Here is a 17,362-nt window from a genome sequence, read left to right as displayed (position 1 = left end):
GCGGGCCAGGCGTGCCCGGGGGGCCGGTGCTTGATGCTACCGACCCCACCACGTGGCGCAGTCACGCTCTCGCTCAGCGTGAATCGGATCACCCATTCGAGCGACAAATCAGTCGTTGACTGTTTCGATTTCCCGGCTTCCGGCAGGGGCCGCGAGCCACGCGGGGTCGATGGCGCCCTCGGCGACGATGACGGCGGGGCCGGTCATGTCGATCTCGCCGTCGGGGTGCTCGGTGATGACGAGGGTCCCGCCGAGGACGTCCACCGTGTACGTGACGGGGGTGCCGGTCACGGCGGGGTCGGCGCCGTCCCGGCGGGCCGTGGCGACGGCGACGGCGCACGCGCCCGTGCCGCAGGAGCGGGTCTCGGAGGCGCCGCGCTCGTGGACGCGCATGGCGACGTGGCGGGGGCCGCGGTCGGCGACGAACTCGATGTTCACCCCGTCCGGGTAGACGGCGGCCGGCTCGTAGGGCGGCTCGTCGTAGAGCGTTCCGGCGTGGCCGAGGTCCTCGACGAAGGCGACCGCGTGCGGGTTGCCCATGTTCACGTTCCGGGCGGGCCAGCTGCGGCCGTCGACCGTGACGGTGACGCCGGCCTCGGGCAGGGCCGCGCGGCCCATGGAGACGGTGACGGAGCCGTCCTTGTCGAGGTGGACGCGCTTGACGCCGCCGCGGGTGGCGACGGCGACCTCGCCGGCGGTGACGTGTCCGGCGTGCTCCAGGTAGCGGGCGAAGACCCGGACCCCGTTGCCGCACATCTCGGCGACCGAGCCGTCGGCGTTCCGGTAGTCCATGAACCACTCGGCCTCGTCGGCGAGGTGCCGCACCTCGGGGTGGGCGGCGGTGCGGACGACGTGCAGCACGCCGTCGCCGCCGATCCCGGCCCGTCGGTCGCAGAGCCGGGCGACGACGGCCGGGCTCAGCTCGACGGCGTTGTCGGCGTCGGGGACGATCACGAAGTCGTTCTCGGTGCCGTGGCCCTTGAGGAAGCGGAGCGGCGCGGACGAGGACGACGACAGGGACGAGGGCGAGGTCTGCGTGCTGGTCACGCGGTCAACTGTACGGGGCGGGTCCGACGCCCGGCACGGTTGTCCACAGGGCGGGCCGCGCCCGGTCGTCCACAGGGGCCCCGCTCAGCGGAGGCGGGCCACGCGCCAGACGGCCAGGGCGACCAGGGCGCCGATCGTCGCCACGTACAGACCGAGGACACGCCAGTCGGGGCGCTCGCCCGAGCCGCGCTGCGGCAAGCCCGGCCACGTGTAGCCGACCCGGCGGGCCGCCATCACGCCCCAGCCGGCCGCGCAGGAGCTGATGAGCAGTCCGAGCATGGCGAGGACGGCTCCGCCGTCGCCCGAGCCGAAGGCGAGCGGGAACGCGAACATCAGGGAGCCGATGGCGGCGAGAGCGACGATCGGGGCGATCTGCCAGATCCGCAGGCGTCGCTGCGGCCTGAGCTCGACCTCGACCTGGCCCGCGTCCACCTGGACGGCGGTGCCTTCCGCGTCGTCGGGTCCGTCCGGGGTCAGGCCCGGCGCCCCGATGCGGGCATCGCCGGGCGTGCCGCCGAGGACGTCGTCCTGCTGTTCCGTGTCACGAGGGCCGGCCTCCATCGCCACGCGCCCTCCCCACTCGGACTCCACTTGGTCGATCGATGCTCGATGATGGCACGCTCCCGGCCGCCGGAATGACGACCGGGGCGTCCCGATGCCATCACGTGATCAGGCTGTAACCGCTCGTTCGACCAACGACAGCGCCTCCCGCGGGAGTTCCCCGCGGTGGTCGGCGGCTCCGCTGAGCCAGTGCACGCGCGGGTCGCGGCGGAACCACGAGTCCTGGCGGCGGGCGAAGCGCTTCGTGGCGCGCACGGTCTCCACGCGCGCCTCCTCCTCGGTGCACTCCCCCGCGAGGGCCGCCAGCACCTGCTGATACCCGAGGGCGCGGGCGGCCGTACGGCCCTCGCGCAGCCCCTGGGCCTCCAGGGCGCGGACCTCGTCGACGAGGCCCGCCTCCCACATGCGGTCCACGCGCGTGCTGATCCGCTCGTCCAGCTCGGGGCGGGCCACGTCGACGCCGATCTGGACGGTGTCGTAGACGGAGTCCGGGCCGGGGAGGTTGGCGGTGAAGGGCTTGCCGGTGATCTCGATGACCTCGAGGGCACGGACGATCCGGCGTCCGTTGCTGGGCAGGATCGCGCGGGCCGCCTCGGGGTCGGACTCCGCGAGCCGGGCGTGCAGGACGCCGGAGCCGCGCTCCTCCAGCTCGGCTTCGAGCCTGGCCCTGACGGCCGGGTCGGTGCCGGGGAACTCCAGGGCGTCGACGGCCCCGCGGACGTACAGACCGGAGCCTCCGACGAGGACGGGGGTGCGGCCGGCGGCGAGCAGACGGTCGATCTCGGCGCGGGCCAGTCGCTGGTACTCGGCGACGCTGGCGGCCTCGGTCACGTCCCAGATGTCGAGAAGGTGGTGCGGGACACCGCCGCGCTCCTCCAGCGTCAGTTTCGCGGTACCGATGTCCATCCCGCGGTAGAGCTGCATCGAGTCGGCGTTGACGACCTCGCCGCCCAGCTGCTGGGCCAGGAATACGCCCAGATCGGACTTTCCGGCCGCGGTGGGACCGACGACGGCGATGACCCGCGGGGCGGGAGCTGCACTTCTCACCGCACCAGTCTCGCAAACCTCGGGGCCCGTCCCCGAACGAGCTACGTGACGACCCCCTGTCGCCTTCGTTGCCTGTTGCGAGGTTCCGGCCGTCGATCACCGCCGAGGCCCTCTCATCCGAGTACGCTATGGAGTGAATATGGGCGTTTTTGCAGTCTTTCGCCGTAAGAAGAAGGATGTGGCCGAGGTCTCGCCGGACGAGGCGTCGGCCGTGCCGGATGCCGAGGTGGACTCCGGGACCGGGGCCGAGGCAGGGGTCGAGGCGGAGGCGGAGGTCTCCGTAGGGGCCGAGGCCGAGGCCGCGACGGAGACGACGGTCGCCGCGAGCACCGAGGTCGCCGACGGTGACGGTGAGGACGCCGACGCACCGGCGGCCGCGCCCGTCGACGTGGTCGAGATCCCGAAGCAGCAGTCGGTCGAGGCCGCGGCGGACAACGAAGCGGACGAAGGCGCCCACAGGTAGGCAGGACAACGGAGCACGGACTCCCTCGGGGGGTCCGGCGGAGGGAAGGTGCCCCATGGGTCTCCTGGATTCGCTGAAGGCCAAGATCGCCCCGGCCAAGGACAAGGTGGCCGACCTCGCGCAGCAGCACGGGGACAAGATCGACCACGGTCTCGACAAGGCCGCGAAGCTTGTCGACGAGAAGACCAAGGGCAAGTACAGCGACAAGATCCAGTCCGGTACCGGCAAGGCCAAGGACGCGCTGGACCGGATCGGTCACAAGGACGACGGCACGCCGGGGAACGACGGCGGCACGACGCCGCCGCCGGCCGCCTGACGTCTCGCGCCCGATCGTCCCTCCGCACGGCGGACGGCCGCGGAGCATCGCGCTCCGCGGCCGTCCGCCGTTTTCAGGACCGGCTCAGGGCCGACTCAGGACCCGCTCAGGACCAGGCCGCCACGATGTACTCCACCCCGTACGGAGCGTCCTCGTGGAGGAGCCGGCCTTCGAGGCCCGCGCCCTCCGCCGCGCCCGCGAGGACCTGCCAGGGCGCGCGCCCGGCCGCCTTCAGTTCGTACGCGAGCTCCGCGTCGAGCGCGAGCAGCGCGGGCACGTCGGCGGTGCCGAGCGCGCGGGCCGCCTCCGCGTCGAAACCGGCCGCCCGCTCGTCCAGGTAGCCGGGGGCCTTCACGGTCCGGCATGCACTGCCGTCCCCCATCACCAGGAGCGCGACGCGCTCGGCGGAGGCGGCCAGGCCGCGACCGGCCGCCGCGAGCTCCCCGACCGCCGCCCCCTCGTCCACGGCGAGTCCCTCGACGGGCGCGTCGGCCCAGTCGGCGCGGCCGAGGAGCCAGGCGCCGACGGCGAGACTGGCGGGGAGGGGACGCGCGGGGGTGTCCGCGGACTCGGCGGCCTCGCCGAGGCGTACGGAGAGGTCGACGCCGAAGCCGTCGAAGGAGCCGGTCGATCCGGCCGGGAACACGCCTCCGCCGCCCGGCCCGACCACGTACAGCCGGTCGGGGCGCGCGGCGGCGAGCAGTCCGAGGGCGTCGGCGCAGGCGACCCGCGCGGCCTCCAGCTCGGGGGCGGCGCCGGTCGCGACCTCGGGGACGAGGAGCGGCGGGCAGGGGCAGACGGCTGCGGCGACAAGCATGATCCGCACCCTACTGCCCAGGAGGCCGGTCCTCCGGGGTGTCAAGCGCGGCCGGTGTCCTAGGACCTGTCCGGCGGGAATTGTCAGACAGGCCCTAGGCCTCCGCCGCCGCCTCGACGGCCGGGTCGGCGGAGTCATACACCATCTCGGCGATGGTCAGCGTGACCTCGTTCAGGCTCGCGGCGCCCTTGACGATCACGAGGTAGCTGTCGCCGCCGGGGAGGCGGTACACCTCGCGCCACTTCTCGCGCAGGGGCGCCCGGCACGTCCGGGTGGCCGCCCGCATGGCCTCGCGGGCGTCCTCCCGGGTGCCGGTCACCCGGGCGACGAACTCGGTCCGGTACGTCTCACCGGACCCGTACTGCGCGAAGACGACCCACTTCCCCATCGGTCCCCCCGAGGTGTGACGAGTGTTCTCTGTCAGTGGCTGCCGCAGGCCGGCGCGTCCACCGCCGGGAGCGGCTCCGGAACGCCGATCTTCGGAAGGCCGAGGAGCACGCCGGCCGGCTTCGCGGCCGCGGCGGCGGTGCGCTTCTCCCAGGCGTCACCCGCGCGCGTACGCCGTACCGACGTCGTCGGGCCCTCGGCGAGCAGGTGGTGCGGGGCGGCGTACGTGATCTCGACGGTCACGACGTCGCCGGGACGGACGTCCTGGTCCGGCTTGGTGAAGTGGACGAGGCGGTTGTCGGGGGCGCGGCCGGAGAGGCGGAGGGTGGCGCCGTCCTTGCGGCCCTCGCCCTCGGCGACCATGACCTCCAGGGTGCGGCCGACCTGCTTCTTGTTCTCCTCCCAGGAGATCTCCTCCTGGAGGGCGACGAGGCGCATGTAGCGCTCCTGCACGACCTCCTTGGGGATCTGGTCCTCCATGTCGGCGGCCGGGGTTCCGGGGCGCTTGGAGTACTGGAAGGTGAACGCGTTCGCGAAGCGGGCCTCGCGGACGGTGTGCATCGTCTGCTCGAAGTCCTCCTCGGTCTCGCCGGGGAAGCCCACGATGATGTCGGTGGAGATGGCGGCGTGCGGGATGGCCGCGCGGACCTTCTCGATGATCCCGAGGAAACGCTCCTGCCGGTACGAGCGGCGCATCGCGCGCAGGATCGAGTCCGAGCCGGACTGGAGCGGCATGTGCAGCTGCGGCATGACGTTCGGCGTCTCGGCCATCGCCGCGATCACGTCGTCGGTGAAGTCGCGCGGGTGCGGGGAGGTGAAGCGGACCCGCTCCAGGCCCTCGATCTGGCCGCAGGCGCGCAGCAGCTTGGAGAAGGCCTCGCGGTCGCCCAGGTCGGAGCCGTACGCGTTGACGTTCTGGCCGAGCAGGGTGATCTCGGAGACGCCCTCGGCGACCAGCGCCTCGATCTCGGCGAGGATGTCGCCGGGACGGCGGTCCTCCTCCTTGCCGCGCAGCGCCGGGACGATACAGAAGGTGCAGGTGTTGTTGCAGCCGACGGAGATCGAGACCCAGGCGGCGTACGCGGACTCGCGGCGGGTCGGCAGCGTCGAGGGGAACGCCTCCAGGGACTCGGCGATCTCGATCTGCGCCTCCTCCTGGATGCGGGCGCGCTCCAGGAGCACCGGCAGCTTGCCGATGTTGTGCGTGCCGAAGACCACGTCGACCCAGGGGGCCTTCTTGACGATGGTGTCGCGGTCCTTCTGGGCGAGGCAGCCGCCGACGGCGATCTGCATGCCCGGGCGGGTGGTCTTCATGGGCGCGAGCCGGCCGAGGTTGCCGTACAGCTTGTTGTCGGCGTTCTCACGGACCGCGCAGGTGTTGAAGACCACGACGTCGGCGTCGCCGTCGGAGCCCTTGGGGGCCTTGACGTAGCCCGCCTCTTCCAGCAGACCGGAGAGCCGCTCGGAGTCGTGCACGTTCATCTGGCACCCGTAGGTGCGAATCTCGTAGGTCTTGGATCCTTCAACGCTCACTGCGGGACTCCGGTCGCTGCTGCTGGTCATGGTGACCAGGGTAGGCGGTCCCGGGAGTGCCGGTGCGGGGTCCGGTGGAGCGGACAGGCGGAGCGGACCGGCGGAGCGGGTGGGGCGGGTGCGGGGCGTGGGTGCGCCCGGTCGCGGTGCCAGGGGCGGACAGGGGACGGTCCTCAAGATCACCGAGCGCGCTCCGACGCTAGCCGGAGGGGCCGGGGCGCTCCCGCAGGACACACGGCACGCGCGCGTGCTTCCGGAGCCGCTCACCGCTTCGGCGCATCCGGCGCCACGTCTCAGGTCACACCCGTCCTCCCCCGTCGTCCCTGGCCAGCCGCCGAGGTGAGCTGGCAGGATCGCCCCATGCTCACCTCGCTCTCCCGCGCCGCGCGCCGCCGCCTCCTGGCGCTGTCGGCCGCGCTGCTCGCGCTGTGCGGGGTGCTGGTGTGGTGGCTCGTCCCCTTCGGCTCCCCAGTCCCCAGCGGCTCGGTCACCTTCAGTACGGGCGTCAACACCGGCGTCTACCAGATGTACGGGGAGCTCCTGAAGGGCGCGCTCGCGGAGGATCTGCCCGAGGTCTCGATAACGCTCAAGAACAGCGAGGGCTCCCAGGAGAACCTGGCCCGGGTGGCCACGGGCAAGGCGGACTTCACCGTCGCGACGGCCGACGCGGTCGCCCAGTACGTGCGCGAGCGCCGGCCCGGCTTCGAGCGGCTGCGGGGCTGCGCGCGGCTGTACGACGACTACGTGCAGCTCGTGGTGCCCAAGGGCTCGCCGGTGCGGAAGCCGCAGGACCTGCGGGGGCTGCGGGTCGGCGTCGGACAGCCGGGTTCCGGTGTGCGGCTCATCGCCGACCGGGTCCTCGCGGCGGCGGGCCTCGCGCCCGTACGGGACGTGGAGCCGGTCTCGGCGGGGATCGACACGATGCCGAAGCGGATGGAGGACGGCGACCTCGACGCCTTCTTCTGGTCGGGCGGCCTGCCGACCACGGCCGTGCAGACGCTCTCCGGGCGCTTCGAGATCCGGCTGATCCCGCTGGACACGGCCCTGGTCGACCGGCTGCACGACGTCGGCGAGTCGACCCGCCACTACCGGTCGGCGACGATCCCCGCGGACGCGTACCCGGAGGTGCAGCACGGCGACCCGGTCGAGACGCTCGCCGTGGCGAACCTCCTCGTCACGACCGTCGAGGCCGATCCCGACCTGGTGGAGGGCTTCACGCGTACGGTGATCGGGAGCCGTGACGTGATCGGCGCCCAGGTCCACCCGGCCCAGCTCGTGGACCTGCGGACCGCGGTCTACACCGACCCCCTGCCGCTCCACGAGGGCGCGCGGCGCTACTACCGCTCGGTGAAGCCCTGAGCCGTACGGTCTCGCCGCGCGGCCGTCGGCGACACGACGCCCGTTGCCGGAACGACGCCCATCGTCGACACGACGCCCGTTGCCGGAACGACGCCCATCGTCGACACGACGCCCGTCGCCGGCACGCTCACGCGTACCGCTGGCCGTTTCGCCGCTTCGGGGCCTGACGGGGGACCGTCACGGTCACCCGCAATCCGTGCGGCTCGTTCGGGGCGAAGGAGATGCCTCCGCCGCCCGCCGTCAGCAGCACGCGCGTGATGGAGAGGCCGAGGCCCGATCCCTTGATGTTCTGGTGGCGGCCCGAGCGCCAGAAGCGGTCGCCGACGCGGGTGAGCTCGTCCTCGGTGAGGCCGGGGCCCAGGTCGGCCACAACGACGCCGACGGTCTTCCCGTCCGGGGCGGCCGAGACCGTGACCGTGACCTCCTCGCCGGCCGGGGTGAACTTCAGCGCGTTGTCGATCACCGCGTCGAGCGCGCTGGACAGGGCCACCGGGTCCGCCCATCCCGTGACCGCCCCGCACGTGCCGGTCAGCCGGACGCCCTTGTCGTCGGCGACCGGGCGCCAGGACGCGACCCGCTCCTCGGCGAGCGCGCCGACGTCGGTGATCCGCAGCTCGGCCGCCTGGTGCTCGGCGAGCGCCAGGTCGAGGAGGTCGTCGAGCACCTGGGCGAGGCGCTTGCCCTCGGTCCGCACGGAGGCGATCTCCTCGTTCCCCTCGGGGAGTTCGAGCGCGAGGAGCTCGATGCGGAGGAGGAGCGCGGCCAGCGGGTTGCGCAACTGGTGGGAGGCGTCGGCGACGAAGGCCCGCTGCTGTTCGAGGACGTCCTCGACGTTGTCGGCCATCTCGTTGAACGAGCGGGCCAGGCGCTGCAGTTCGGGCGGCCCGCCGGCCGCGGCGACGCGGGAGTTCATGCGGCCGGTGGCGATGTCGTGGGTGACCGAGTCGAGGACGCGGACCGGCCGCAGGACCCAGCCGGTGAGCCGTACGGCCGCGCCGACGGCGACCAGCATCGCGACGGCCTCGCCGACGAAGATGACGAGCCAGCCGCGCAGGATGCGCGAACGGAGCTGCCCGGTGGGCGAGTCGGTGACGACGACGGCGACGACGTCGCCGTCGCGGACGACCGGCGACGCGACGATGAGCCGCGCGTCCCGCTGCCAGGGCCACACCTGCGGAGGGTCGTGGCTGCGGCGCCCGAGCAGCGCCTCCTGGAACGCGCGACGGCCCTCCCCCTCGTACGGTACGACCCAGTCCTCGGGTGAGGCGGCCATCGCACGGTTGTTGCGGTAGAAGATGCCCACACGAATGTCGTAGACGTCGTGGTAGCTGGCGAGTTCACCGTCGAGGGTGGCCTGCCGCTCGTCGAGTCCCGGGTTGCTGTCGCCGACGAACTGGGCGAGCGCGGCGAAGCGCGCGCCGTCGTCGAGCCGGTCGACGACGACCCGCTGCTGCTCGGACGCGGCGAGGCTCGCGGCCAGCGGGAAGCCGAGGGCGAGCAGGACCCCCGCCATCAGGATGATGAGGAGGGGGAGGAGTCGGGTGCGCACGGGCGGGCCTGCCGGGGGTTACGCGGCGGGGGCGACGAGGCGGTAGCCGACGCCCCGCACGGTCTCGATCAGGGCGGGCATCCGCAGCTTGGAGCGGAGGGAGGCGACGTGCACCTCCAGGGTGCGGCCGGTCCCCTCCCAGCTGGTGCGCCAGACCTCGCTGATGATCTGCTCGCGGCGGAAGACGACCCCGGGGCGCTGGGCGAGGAGCGCGAGCAGGTCGAACTCCTTGCGGGTGAGGGCGACGGTCTCGCCGTCGACGCTGACCCGCCGGGTGGGCAGCTCGATGGTGACGGAGCCGAGCCGCAGCAGGTGACCCTCGGCCGCTCCGGTGGCGCCCGCCGCCGTCTCCTCCGTACCGCCGTGGCGCCGGCTGACGGCGTGGATGCGGGCGAGGAGTTCACCGGTGTCGTAGGGCTTGACGACGTAGTCGTCGGCGCCGAGGTTGAGGCCGTGGATCCGGGACCGTACGTCGGCACGGGCCGTGACCATGATCACCGGGGTGGTGGTGAGCTTCCGGATGCGGCCGCAGACCTGGTAACCGTCCTGGTCGGGGAGACCGAGGTCGAGCAGGATCACGCCGTACGAGGGCCGCTCGCCCTGCGCGGTGGGCAGGACGGCCTGGAGCGCCTCCTCGCCGTTGCGGGCGTGGGTGACGGTGAAGCCGTGGCGGGCCAGGATCGCGGAGAGGGCGGCGGCGACGTGGTCGTCGTCCTCGACGAGCAGCAGTCGCATGGCTACCTCCTCCGGTGATGTCGGGCGCTTCGGCGCTTCGGGTCTCTTTGTGTACCAGGTGGTACCAGGGCATGAACGCCGATCATCACCGTCACAGTCAAGTCTCCCCCTGTGACCCCGGCGTTTCCGTTATCCACCCGGTACGGCCCGCACACGACCTTCACGCAGTGTGCCCGGTTGCGACCGGATCGTTATCCTCAATTTCCGCTCAGATGTGATGACGGTCGTCTCGTCGGGTCTCTAGTGTCCTCCCCAACCGAGCAGGACGGAGCAAGAGGCCCATGAGCGGAGTGTCAGTGTCCAAGGGTCCCGAGGACGCCCCGCGCGGCGCGGACGACCTGGTCGTCCTCTCCGAGGTGAACAAGCACTTCGGCGCGCTGCACGTCCTCCAGGACATCGACCTGACGATCACCCGCGGCGAAGTCGTGGTCGTCATCGGGCCTTCCGGGTCCGGCAAGTCGACGCTGTGCCGCACGATCAACCGCCTGGAGACCATCGACTCCGGCACCATCACCATCGACGGCAAGGCGCTGCCCCAGGAGGGCAGGGAGCTCGCCCGGCTGCGCTCCGACGTCGGCATGGTCTTCCAGTCCTTCAACCTGTTCGCGCACAAGACGGTGCTCGAAAACGTGATGCTGGGTCAGATCAAGGTCCGCAGGACGGAGAAGAAGGCCGCCGAGGCCAAGGCCCGCGACCTGCTGGACCGGGTCGGCGTCGGCTCGCAGGCGGACAAGTACCCCGCGCAGCTCTCCGGCGGTCAGCAGCAGCGCGTGGCGATCGCCCGCGCGCTCGCGATGGACCCGAAGGTCATGCTCTTCGACGAGCCGACCTCGGCCCTCGACCCCGAGATGATCAACGAGGTGCTCGAGGTCATGCAGCAACTCGCCCGGGACGGCATGACGATGGTGGTCGTGACGCACGAGATGGGCTTCGCCCGCTCCGCCGCCAACCGCGTCGTGTTCATGGCCGACGGCCGCATCGTCGAGCAGGCGGAGCCCGAGGAGTTCTTCAGCAGCCCGCGCAGCGACCGGGCGAAGGACTTCCTCTCCAAGATCCTGCACCACTGAGCAAGATCCTGCCTTAATGGGCGAGTTGGGGATTCCCTCGCCTCGACTCACATCTACTCGAAGGACTTTCCTCCATGAAGCTGCGCACCACCGCCACCGCCTCCGCGGCCGCCGTCGTCCTCGCGCTGACCGCCACCGCCTGTGGCGGCGGCTCCGACTCGGGCAGCAACGGCGACAAGATCACCGTCGGCATCAAGTTCGACCAGCCCGGTCTGGGCCTGAAGACCCCGGACGGCTCGTACGCCGGCTTCGACGTCGACGTCGCCAAGTACGTGGCCAAGGAGCTCGGTTACTCCGAGGACAAGATCAACTGGAAGCAGGCGCCGAGCGCCGAGCGCGAGAACCTGATCAAGAACGGTGACGTCAAGTTCGTCGTCGCCAGCTACTCGATCAACGACAAGCGCAAGAAGGAGGTCGACTTCGCGGGTCCGTACTTCCTGACCCACCAGGACCTCCTCGTCCGCTCCGACGACAACTCGATCACCAAGGTCGAGGACCTCAACTCCAAGAAGCTCTGCTCGGTCACCGGCTCGACCTCCGCGCAGAACGTCAAGGAGAAGCTCGCCCCGGAGGCCGACCTCCAGCAGCTCGGCGGCTACTCCGAGTGCCTCACCGGCCTGGAGAACAAGGCCGTCGACGCCCTGACCACGGACGCCTCCATCCTCGCGGGCTACGCCTCGCAGAAGGAGCACCAGGGCAAGTTCAAGCTCGTCGGCCTGAAGATGAGCGACGAGAACTACGGCATCGGCCTCAAGAAGGGCGACGACGAGCTCCGCGGCAAGATCAACACCGCCCTGGAGAAGATGGTCTCCGACGGCACGTGGGAGAAGCTCGTCAAGCAGCACTTCGGCCCCTCGGGCTACAAGTACGAGCCCGCGCCGGCCGTCCAGAAGTAACGGCGACCGGGGTCGATCCGGCCCCGCCCCGCCGTGACGGCCGCTCCTCGCCCGGAGCGGCCGTCACGGCGGCACCGGCCCACGCCCACGCGTCGGCCTCCCACCGACCGACCACCAGGGGAGAGCGCGGAGCATCGTGTTCGACTTTCTTGATTCCGGGCAGTACGACCTGCTCGGCGCCTTCTGGGTGACGGCGAAACTCACCCTCTACTCGGCCATCGGCTCCCTCATCTGGGGGACGGCGCTGGTCGCCATGCGGGTCAGCCCGGTCCCGCTGATGCGGTCCTTCGGCACCGCGTACGTCAACATCGTCCGCAACACCCCGCTGACGGTCGTCATCGTGGCCTGCTCCCTCGGCCTCAACCAGACCCTCGGCGTCACGCTGGGCGGCGAGCGCTCCGACGAGATCGGGTTCCGGCTCGCGGTCCTCGGCCTCATCGCGTACACCGGCACCTTCGTCTGCGAGGCGCTGCGCTCCGGCATCAACACCGTCCCGCCCGGTCAGGCGGAGGCGGCCCGCGCGCTCGGCATGAGCTTCACGCAGGTGCTCTCCGTGATCGTGTTCCCGCAGGCCTTCCGCGCCGCGATCACCCCGCTCGCCAACGTCCTGATCGCCCTCACGAAGAACACCACCGTGGCCTCGGCGATCAGCGCGGCCGAAGCGGCGTTCCTGATGAAGGCGATGATCGAGAACGAGTCGGACGCGCTCTTCGCCGTCTTCGCCCTCTTCGCCTTCGGCTTCATGGTCCTCACCCTCCCCACCGGCCTGCTGCTCGGCTGGGCCGCCAAGCGTCTGGCGGTGAAGCGATGAGCTCCGTCCTGTACGACACCCCCGGCCCGCGCGCCAAACAGCGGAACGTGATCTACACGATCGTGTTCCTCGTGGCGATGGCCGCGCTCGCCTGGTGGGTTCTCGCCGCCCTGGCCGAGAAGAACCAGCTGGACGCCGCCAAGTGGACGCCGTTCGTCACCGACTCCCAGGTCTGGACGACGTACCTGCTGCCCGGCCTGGTGGAGACCCTCAAGGCCGCGGGCCTCTCCATCGTGATCGCGCTGCCCCTCGGTGCCGCCCTCGGCATCGGCCGGCTCTCCGACCACCGCTGGGTGCGGGTGCCCGTCGGCGCGGTCGTGGAGTTCTTCCGCGCCATCCCCGTCCTGCTCCTGATGATCTTCGCCTCGCAGTTCTACTCGCAGTTCACGCCGGTCAGCTCCGACTTCCGCCCGCTGTACGCCGTCGTCACCGGCCTGGTGCTCTACAACGCCTCGGTCATCGCCGAGGTCGTCCGGGCCGGCGTGCTCTCGCTCCCCCGGGGCCAGGGCGACGCGGCTGTCGCGCTCGGCATGCGCAAGGGCCAGACCATGCTGTACGTCCTGCTGCCGCAGGCCGTGACCGTCATGCTCCCGGCCCTGGTCAGCCAGCTCGTCGTCATCGTCAAGGACACCGCGCTCGGCGGCGCCATGCTCGGCTTCGGGGACCTGCTCAGCCAGAACCGGCAGATCACCGCCAACTACGGCGCCAACACGATCGCCACGCTCACGGTGATCGCGCTGATCTTCATCGCGATCAACTTCGCCCTGACCACGCTGGCGAGCCGGCTGGAGAAGCGGCTCAGGCAGGGCAAGAAGTCCGCCGCCGTGAACCCGACCGCCGTGCAGCAGACCGTCGCGGCGGAGATGGGCGGGGCCTCCGGCGCCGCCTGATCCCGTCCCGGCACGGCCGGGAACGGGTTCCGTACGACAACACGGGTGGGCCGGAGCGGTACTGACCACAGGTCAGACGCACCGCGCCCACCCCGTCACTTGACGCAAGCACCCTCAGTGGGTTGCATACGGTCTGTGATCAACCACCGGGCTCGTGCCACACTCAGCTGTGCTGCCCCCATGACCGTCCGGCCGTCAGGAGCCGCGCCGTGGACCCGGTGATCATCGTGGGTGCGGGGCCGGTCGGCCTCGCGCTCTCCCTCGCCCTCGCCGCCCAGGGCGTGCCCAGCGTCGTGCTCGACGAAGGGTCCGGCAAGGAGGACCCGCGCCCCGCGCGGTCGGTCGTCCTGCGCGCCGACACGGCCGCCATGGTCGAGCGCCTCGGCTGCGCCACCCTCCGTGACGAGGGGCTCCGCTGGATCGGCTGGCGCAGCCTCCGCCGCCGCCAGGTGATGCGCCACACCGCCCTCGACCTGGGCCTCGGCGGTACGGAGGAGTGGGCGGAGGACCCCGACTCCCCCGCGTCCCCGGCCGCGCCGCTCCACATCCCGCAGCACGCCCTCGCGCGCGGGCTGCGCGACGCCATCGCCCACCAGAAGCTCGTCACGGTCGTCCCCGAGGCCCGGCTCGACACGATCGAGCAGGACCGCGACGGGGTCACGGCGCACACCCGGGGCCCGGACGGCACCTGGTGGCGCGGCAGCCACCTCGTCGGCTGCGACGGGGCCCGGTCGACCGTCCGCAAGCTCCTCGGCATCCGCTTCCCCGGCCGTACGGCGGTGGAGCGGCACGCGGTCGCCGCGCTCCGCACCGAACTCCCCTGGCCCGGCGAGGCCCTGCTGCACCGTCAGCCCCCGTGGCGGGGCAGCGGCGAGGAGATCACGGCCCGCCCGCTGCCCGACGGCGTGTGGCGGATCGACTGGCTGCTCCCGCCGCGCGGCGACCTCGTCACCCCGGACGCGCTGGTCTCCCGCATCCGGGAGACCCTGGCCGGCTGGTGCGACGGGATGACCCCGCCGTACGAGCTCATCGACACCGGCGTCCACACCCTGCACCACCGGCTCGCCCGGCGCTGGCGCGTGGACCGGGTGCTGCTCGCGGGTGACGCGGCGCACCTGCTCGGCGCGGTCGGCACCCAGGGCCTCGACGAGGGGCTCAGGGACGTCGACAACCTCGCCTGGAAGCTCGCCCACACCTGGCACCACGGCGGCTCGGAGCGGCTGCTCGACAGCTACCAGAGCGAGCGGCGGACGGCCGTGGCCACCCGGCTGCGCGCGGCGGACCAGTCGCTGCCCGTGCTGCGCGGCGGCGGTGGCCTGCGGGCGTACCTCCTGGGTGCCTCGCGCGGGCACGACGCACTGCTGACCGACGGGCACGTGGGGCGCGGGCCGCTCGGCGCGCCCGCCGCCTACCCGCACTCCCCGCTCGCGCCCGAGGGCACCGAGGGGCGGATCCCGGTGGGCACGCCGGAGGGCGCGCCCGTGGAGGACGTACGGGTGACCGCGCCGGACGGCTCGACCGTACGGCTCAGGGACCGGCTCGGTCAGGGCCGCCTCCTGGTCCTCCTCGTCGCGCCCGGCACCGGGGTGTGGGACCGGCGGCACTGGCAGAGCGCCGGCATGATGCCCCGGCTCGAAGAGGCGGTGCACGCGCTGCCGATGAAGGCCGAGGTCCTGGTCACCGAGGCCTATCCGGGTGCGCAGGCCCACGCCGTCCTGCTCGTACGGCCCGACGGGCACCTCGTCGCCGCCTTCTCCGGCGTGCGGCCGGAGGAGCTGTACGCGGCGGCCGACGCGGCCCGCGGCGGCTCCCTGGCGGCGGAGACCGAGGCGGCCGAGGCGGCTGAGTCTCGTGAGTCGGCAGGGGCCGACGGGGCCATCGAGACCGACGAAGCCGCCGATGCCACCGAGGGCGCTGAGGCCGGGGAGGCCGGCGAGGTCGCCGGGGCTGTCGAGGTCGCCGGGGTCGCCGTTCCGGCCCAGGAGACGGAGTCGTCGGCGGAGGCGTCCGCCGATCGGGACCGTACGGCGGACATGCATTGATTCCGCGCGGAGGCGCGTGATGTACTCCGAAGCGTGATCGACACCGATGTGCGCCTGTGGCGGAGGGTCCATATGGACCTGGTCCGCTACGCGGGCTGCGTGTGTCGCCCCTCCTGCTGACTTCGCCCCTTTCCCCGCGCGCGCCCCGCCGCTGACGCATGCCGTCCGCGTGCCCGATGCCGCCGCGCGCGCTTCGCGAACCCACAGGACGGTCCACCCGTGCCCCAGCGCGTCTCCATCCCTCCCGTTTCCCCCACCCCCACCCCCACCCCCACTCTCCCCGTCGCGCCCTCCGCGGCGCCGACCTCCGCCGAGCTGCTCGACTTCGCCCGCCGTACGGCCGCCGACCGGGCACTGGTCGACTCCCTGCCGCTCGATCCCGAGGGCCGTACCTGGGTACGGCTCGACGGGCCCGGCGGCAGCGAGGCCTGGCTCATCGGCTGGCCGCCCGGTACGGGCACCGGCTGGCACGACCACGCCGAGTCCCTGGGCGCCTTCGCCACCGCGCGCGGCACGCTGACCGAGCACGCGCTCGCGGTGCGGCTGCCGGCCGGCGGCTGGAAGAACCTGGAGCTGGCCGACGGCGTCGACCGCTCCCGCCGGCTCGCCGAGGGCCAGGGCCGGGCCTTCGGCCGGCACCACGTGCACGAGGTGCTCAACGAGTCCCCGGACACCCACGCGGTGTCGGTGCACGCGTACTACCCGCCGCTCCCGCTGATCCGGCGCTTCAGCCGGACGGGCGCGGTACTCCGTCTTGAGCACGTCGAGCGTCCGGAGGACTGGCAGTGAGCGAGGAACGCGAAGAACGTGTGGGGATCGACGAGCTCCTCGAACGGGTCAGGCAGGAGATCCACCGGATCGAGCCCCGCGCCGCGCACGAGGCGTACGAGGCGGGTGACGCGCTCCTCGTGGACACCCGCTACGCGGCCCTGCGGGACCGGGACGGGCTGATCCCGGGCGCGCTGGTGGTGGAGCGGAACGAGCTGGAGTGGCGGCTCGACCCGCTGGGCAGTCACCGCGCGCCGGAGGCGGACAGTCACGACCTGCGGGTGGTGGTCCTCTGCAACGAGGGCTACGCCTCGTCCCTGGCGGTCGACTCCCTCCGCCGCCTGGGCCTGCACCGGGCGACCGACCTCGTCGGCGGCTTCCAGGCCTGGAAGGCGGCGGGTCTTCCGGTCCTGCTCCCGGCCGCCGCCCGCGACTGACGGGCACGACTGAGGGACGCGACTCACGGGCGCGAGCCGAGTCCTTCTGACTCCCCCCCCGGGCTGTCAGAAGGGCTCGTCGAGCCCGTCCGTTTCCTCGCCCTCGGCCTCCAGCGCCTGGCGGACGACGCGGAGGGCCATGCCCTCGGGATAGCCCTTGCGGGCGAGCATCCCGGCGAGCCGCCGCAGCCGCTTGTCCCGTTCGAGACCGCGCGTGGCGCGCAGCTTGCGGGCGACGAGGTCGCGGGCCGTGGCCTCCTCCTGCTCGGAGTCGAGCTGGTCCACCGCCTCCTGGACGAGGGCGGGCTCGACTCCCTTGGTGCGCAGCTCCCTGGCGAGGGCCCGGCGGGCGAGGCCTCGCCCGTGGTGGCGGGACTCCACCCAGGCCCCCGCGAACGCGGCGTCGTCGATGAGACCGACGTCCTCGAAGCGGGAGAGGACCTCCTCCGCCACGTCGTCGGGGATCTCCCGCTTGCGCAGGGCATCGGCCAGCTGCTTGCGCGTGCGGGGGCTTCCGGTGAGCAGGCGCAGACAGATCGCGCGCGCCCGCTCGGCCGGATCCTGGGGTGACGGCTCCTTCTCGGCCCTCGACGAGTCGGGGCCGTCACCCGGCCATTCGGTGCGACCGGTCACCGGT

Annotated in this window: 20 protein-coding genes; 11 read left to right on the top strand and 9 right to left on the bottom strand. The window is 72.4% G+C overall.

What is annotated here, in order from left to right:
* Positions 1 to 108: 108 nt before the first annotated feature.
* The 3 genes from dapF to miaA all read right to left on the bottom strand — a co-directional run bounded on the left by dapF (position 109) and on the right by miaA (position 2,655).
* On the bottom strand, positions 109 to 1,047 hold the full coding sequence (gene dapF / locus ACFC0Z_RS14425) for a diaminopimelate epimerase (RefSeq protein WP_376436858.1): 939 nt from the start codon (positions 1,045 to 1,047) through the stop codon (positions 109 to 111).
* A gap of 84 nt (positions 1,048 to 1,131) precedes the next feature.
* Positions 1,132 to 1,608 carry a hypothetical protein gene (locus ACFC0Z_RS14420; RefSeq protein WP_376437967.1) on the bottom strand — a complete coding sequence of 159 codons (477 nt, stop codon included), beginning with the start codon at positions 1,606 to 1,608 and terminating at the stop codon, positions 1,132 to 1,134.
* Positions 1,609 to 1,716: 108 nt separating this feature from the next.
* Complete coding sequence (gene miaA / locus ACFC0Z_RS14415; protein WP_376436855.1) at positions 1,717 to 2,655, bottom strand: tRNA (adenosine(37)-N6)-dimethylallyltransferase MiaA; 939 nt, start codon at positions 2,653 to 2,655, stop codon at positions 1,717 to 1,719.
* Between the two features lie 178 nt (positions 2,656 to 2,833).
* On the opposite strand from miaA, the gene ACFC0Z_RS14410 reads away from it, so the two are divergent.
* Both ACFC0Z_RS14410 and ACFC0Z_RS14405 read left to right on the top strand, forming a co-directional pair.
* Positions 2,834 to 3,118, top strand: a complete 285-nt coding sequence (locus ACFC0Z_RS14410) for a hypothetical protein (RefSeq protein WP_376436853.1) — start codon at positions 2,834 to 2,836, stop codon at positions 3,116 to 3,118.
* A gap of 55 nt (positions 3,119 to 3,173) precedes the next feature.
* On the top strand, positions 3,174 to 3,434 hold the full coding sequence (locus ACFC0Z_RS14405; protein ID WP_376436851.1) for an antitoxin: 261 nt from the start codon (positions 3,174 to 3,176) through the stop codon (positions 3,432 to 3,434).
* Positions 3,435 to 3,540: 106 nt separating this feature from the next.
* Here the strand turns inward: ACFC0Z_RS14405 and ACFC0Z_RS14400 are convergent, their stop codons facing one another.
* The 3 genes from ACFC0Z_RS14400 to miaB all read right to left on the bottom strand — a co-directional run bounded on the left by ACFC0Z_RS14400 (position 3,541) and on the right by miaB (position 6,201).
* Positions 3,541 to 4,251, bottom strand: a complete 711-nt coding sequence (locus ACFC0Z_RS14400) for a hypothetical protein (protein ID WP_376436848.1) — start codon at positions 4,249 to 4,251, stop codon at positions 3,541 to 3,543.
* Positions 4,252 to 4,345: 94 nt separating this feature from the next.
* Complete coding sequence (locus ACFC0Z_RS14395; protein ID WP_376436846.1) at positions 4,346 to 4,639, bottom strand: hypothetical protein; 294 nt, start codon at positions 4,637 to 4,639, stop codon at positions 4,346 to 4,348.
* 32 nt (positions 4,640 to 4,671) lie between these two features.
* Positions 4,672 to 6,201 carry a tRNA (N6-isopentenyl adenosine(37)-C2)-methylthiotransferase MiaB gene (miaB, locus tag ACFC0Z_RS14390; protein ID WP_376436843.1) on the bottom strand — a complete coding sequence of 510 codons (1,530 nt, stop codon included), beginning with the start codon at positions 6,199 to 6,201 and terminating at the stop codon, positions 4,672 to 4,674.
* A gap of 330 nt (positions 6,202 to 6,531) precedes the next feature.
* Here miaB and ACFC0Z_RS14385 point away from each other — a divergent pair, with 330 nt between their 5' ends.
* The gene (locus tag ACFC0Z_RS14385) at positions 6,532 to 7,530 is read left to right on the top strand and encodes a TAXI family TRAP transporter solute-binding subunit (protein ID WP_376436840.1); all 999 of its coding nucleotides are present in this window, start codon (positions 6,532 to 6,534) and stop codon (positions 7,528 to 7,530) included.
* Between the two features lie 127 nt (positions 7,531 to 7,657).
* Here ACFC0Z_RS14385 and ACFC0Z_RS14380 read toward each other — a convergent pair whose 3' ends face one another.
* A complete protein-coding gene (locus ACFC0Z_RS14380; protein ID WP_376436838.1) occupies positions 7,658 to 9,079 on the bottom strand; it encodes an ATP-binding protein in 1,422 nt (473 codons plus the stop codon).
* 18 nt (positions 9,080 to 9,097) lie between these two features.
* Positions 9,098 to 9,814: a response regulator transcription factor gene (locus tag ACFC0Z_RS14375; protein WP_376436835.1), complete on the bottom strand. Its 717-nt coding sequence runs from the start codon at positions 9,812 to 9,814 to the stop codon at positions 9,098 to 9,100.
* A 281-nt stretch (positions 9,815 to 10,095) separates the two neighbouring features.
* Here ACFC0Z_RS14375 and ACFC0Z_RS14370 point away from each other — a divergent pair, with 281 nt between their 5' ends.
* The 8 genes from ACFC0Z_RS14370 to ACFC0Z_RS14335 all read left to right on the top strand — a co-directional run bounded on the left by ACFC0Z_RS14370 (position 10,096) and on the right by ACFC0Z_RS14335 (position 16,725).
* Positions 10,096 to 10,881 (top strand): amino acid ABC transporter ATP-binding protein, encoded by a 786-nt coding sequence (locus ACFC0Z_RS14370; RefSeq protein ID WP_376436832.1) that lies wholly within the window; start codon positions 10,096 to 10,098, stop codon positions 10,879 to 10,881.
* Between the two features lie 74 nt (positions 10,882 to 10,955).
* Positions 10,956 to 11,777, top strand: a complete 822-nt coding sequence (locus tag ACFC0Z_RS14365) for a glutamate ABC transporter substrate-binding protein (RefSeq protein ID WP_376436829.1) — start codon at positions 10,956 to 10,958, stop codon at positions 11,775 to 11,777.
* 136 nt (positions 11,778 to 11,913) lie between these two features.
* Positions 11,914 to 12,588, top strand: a complete 675-nt coding sequence (locus ACFC0Z_RS14360; RefSeq protein WP_376436826.1) for an amino acid ABC transporter permease — start codon at positions 11,914 to 11,916, stop codon at positions 12,586 to 12,588.
* Complete coding sequence (locus tag ACFC0Z_RS14355) at positions 12,585 to 13,478, top strand: amino acid ABC transporter permease (RefSeq protein ID WP_376436824.1); 894 nt, start codon at positions 12,585 to 12,587, stop codon at positions 13,476 to 13,478. The genes ACFC0Z_RS14360 and ACFC0Z_RS14355 overlap by 4 nt, the downstream gene beginning before the upstream one ends.
* Positions 13,479 to 13,687: 209 nt before the next feature.
* Positions 13,688 to 15,520 (top strand): FAD-dependent monooxygenase, encoded by a 1,833-nt coding sequence (locus ACFC0Z_RS14350; RefSeq protein ID WP_376436821.1) that lies wholly within the window; start codon positions 13,688 to 13,690, stop codon positions 15,518 to 15,520.
* 33 nt (positions 15,521 to 15,553) lie between these two features.
* Positions 15,554 to 15,640, top strand: coding sequence for a putative leader peptide (locus tag ACFC0Z_RS14345; RefSeq protein ID WP_353962576.1), 87 nt, complete (start codon positions 15,554 to 15,556; stop codon positions 15,638 to 15,640).
* Between the two features lie 117 nt (positions 15,641 to 15,757).
* On the top strand, positions 15,758 to 16,309 hold the full coding sequence (locus ACFC0Z_RS14340; RefSeq protein WP_376437965.1) for a cysteine dioxygenase: 552 nt from the start codon (positions 15,758 to 15,760) through the stop codon (positions 16,307 to 16,309).
* Positions 16,306 to 16,725 (top strand): rhodanese-like domain-containing protein, encoded by a 420-nt coding sequence (locus ACFC0Z_RS14335; RefSeq protein WP_376436818.1) that lies wholly within the window; start codon positions 16,306 to 16,308, stop codon positions 16,723 to 16,725. Before ACFC0Z_RS14340 ends, ACFC0Z_RS14335 begins: the two co-directional genes overlap by 4 nt.
* A gap of 66 nt (positions 16,726 to 16,791) precedes the next feature.
* On the opposite strand, the gene recX is transcribed toward ACFC0Z_RS14335, so the two are convergent.
* A complete protein-coding gene (recX, locus tag ACFC0Z_RS14330) occupies positions 16,792 to 17,358 on the bottom strand; it encodes a recombination regulator RecX (protein WP_376436816.1) in 567 nt (188 codons plus the stop codon).
* Positions 17,359 to 17,362 lie beyond the last annotated feature (4 nt).

The organism is Streptomyces sp. NPDC056144 (assembly GCF_042264145.1).
Taxonomy (GTDB): domain Bacteria; phylum Actinomycetota; class Actinomycetes; order Streptomycetales; family Streptomycetaceae; genus Streptomyces.
This window is presented reverse-complemented; position numbering and strand designations above follow the sequence as displayed.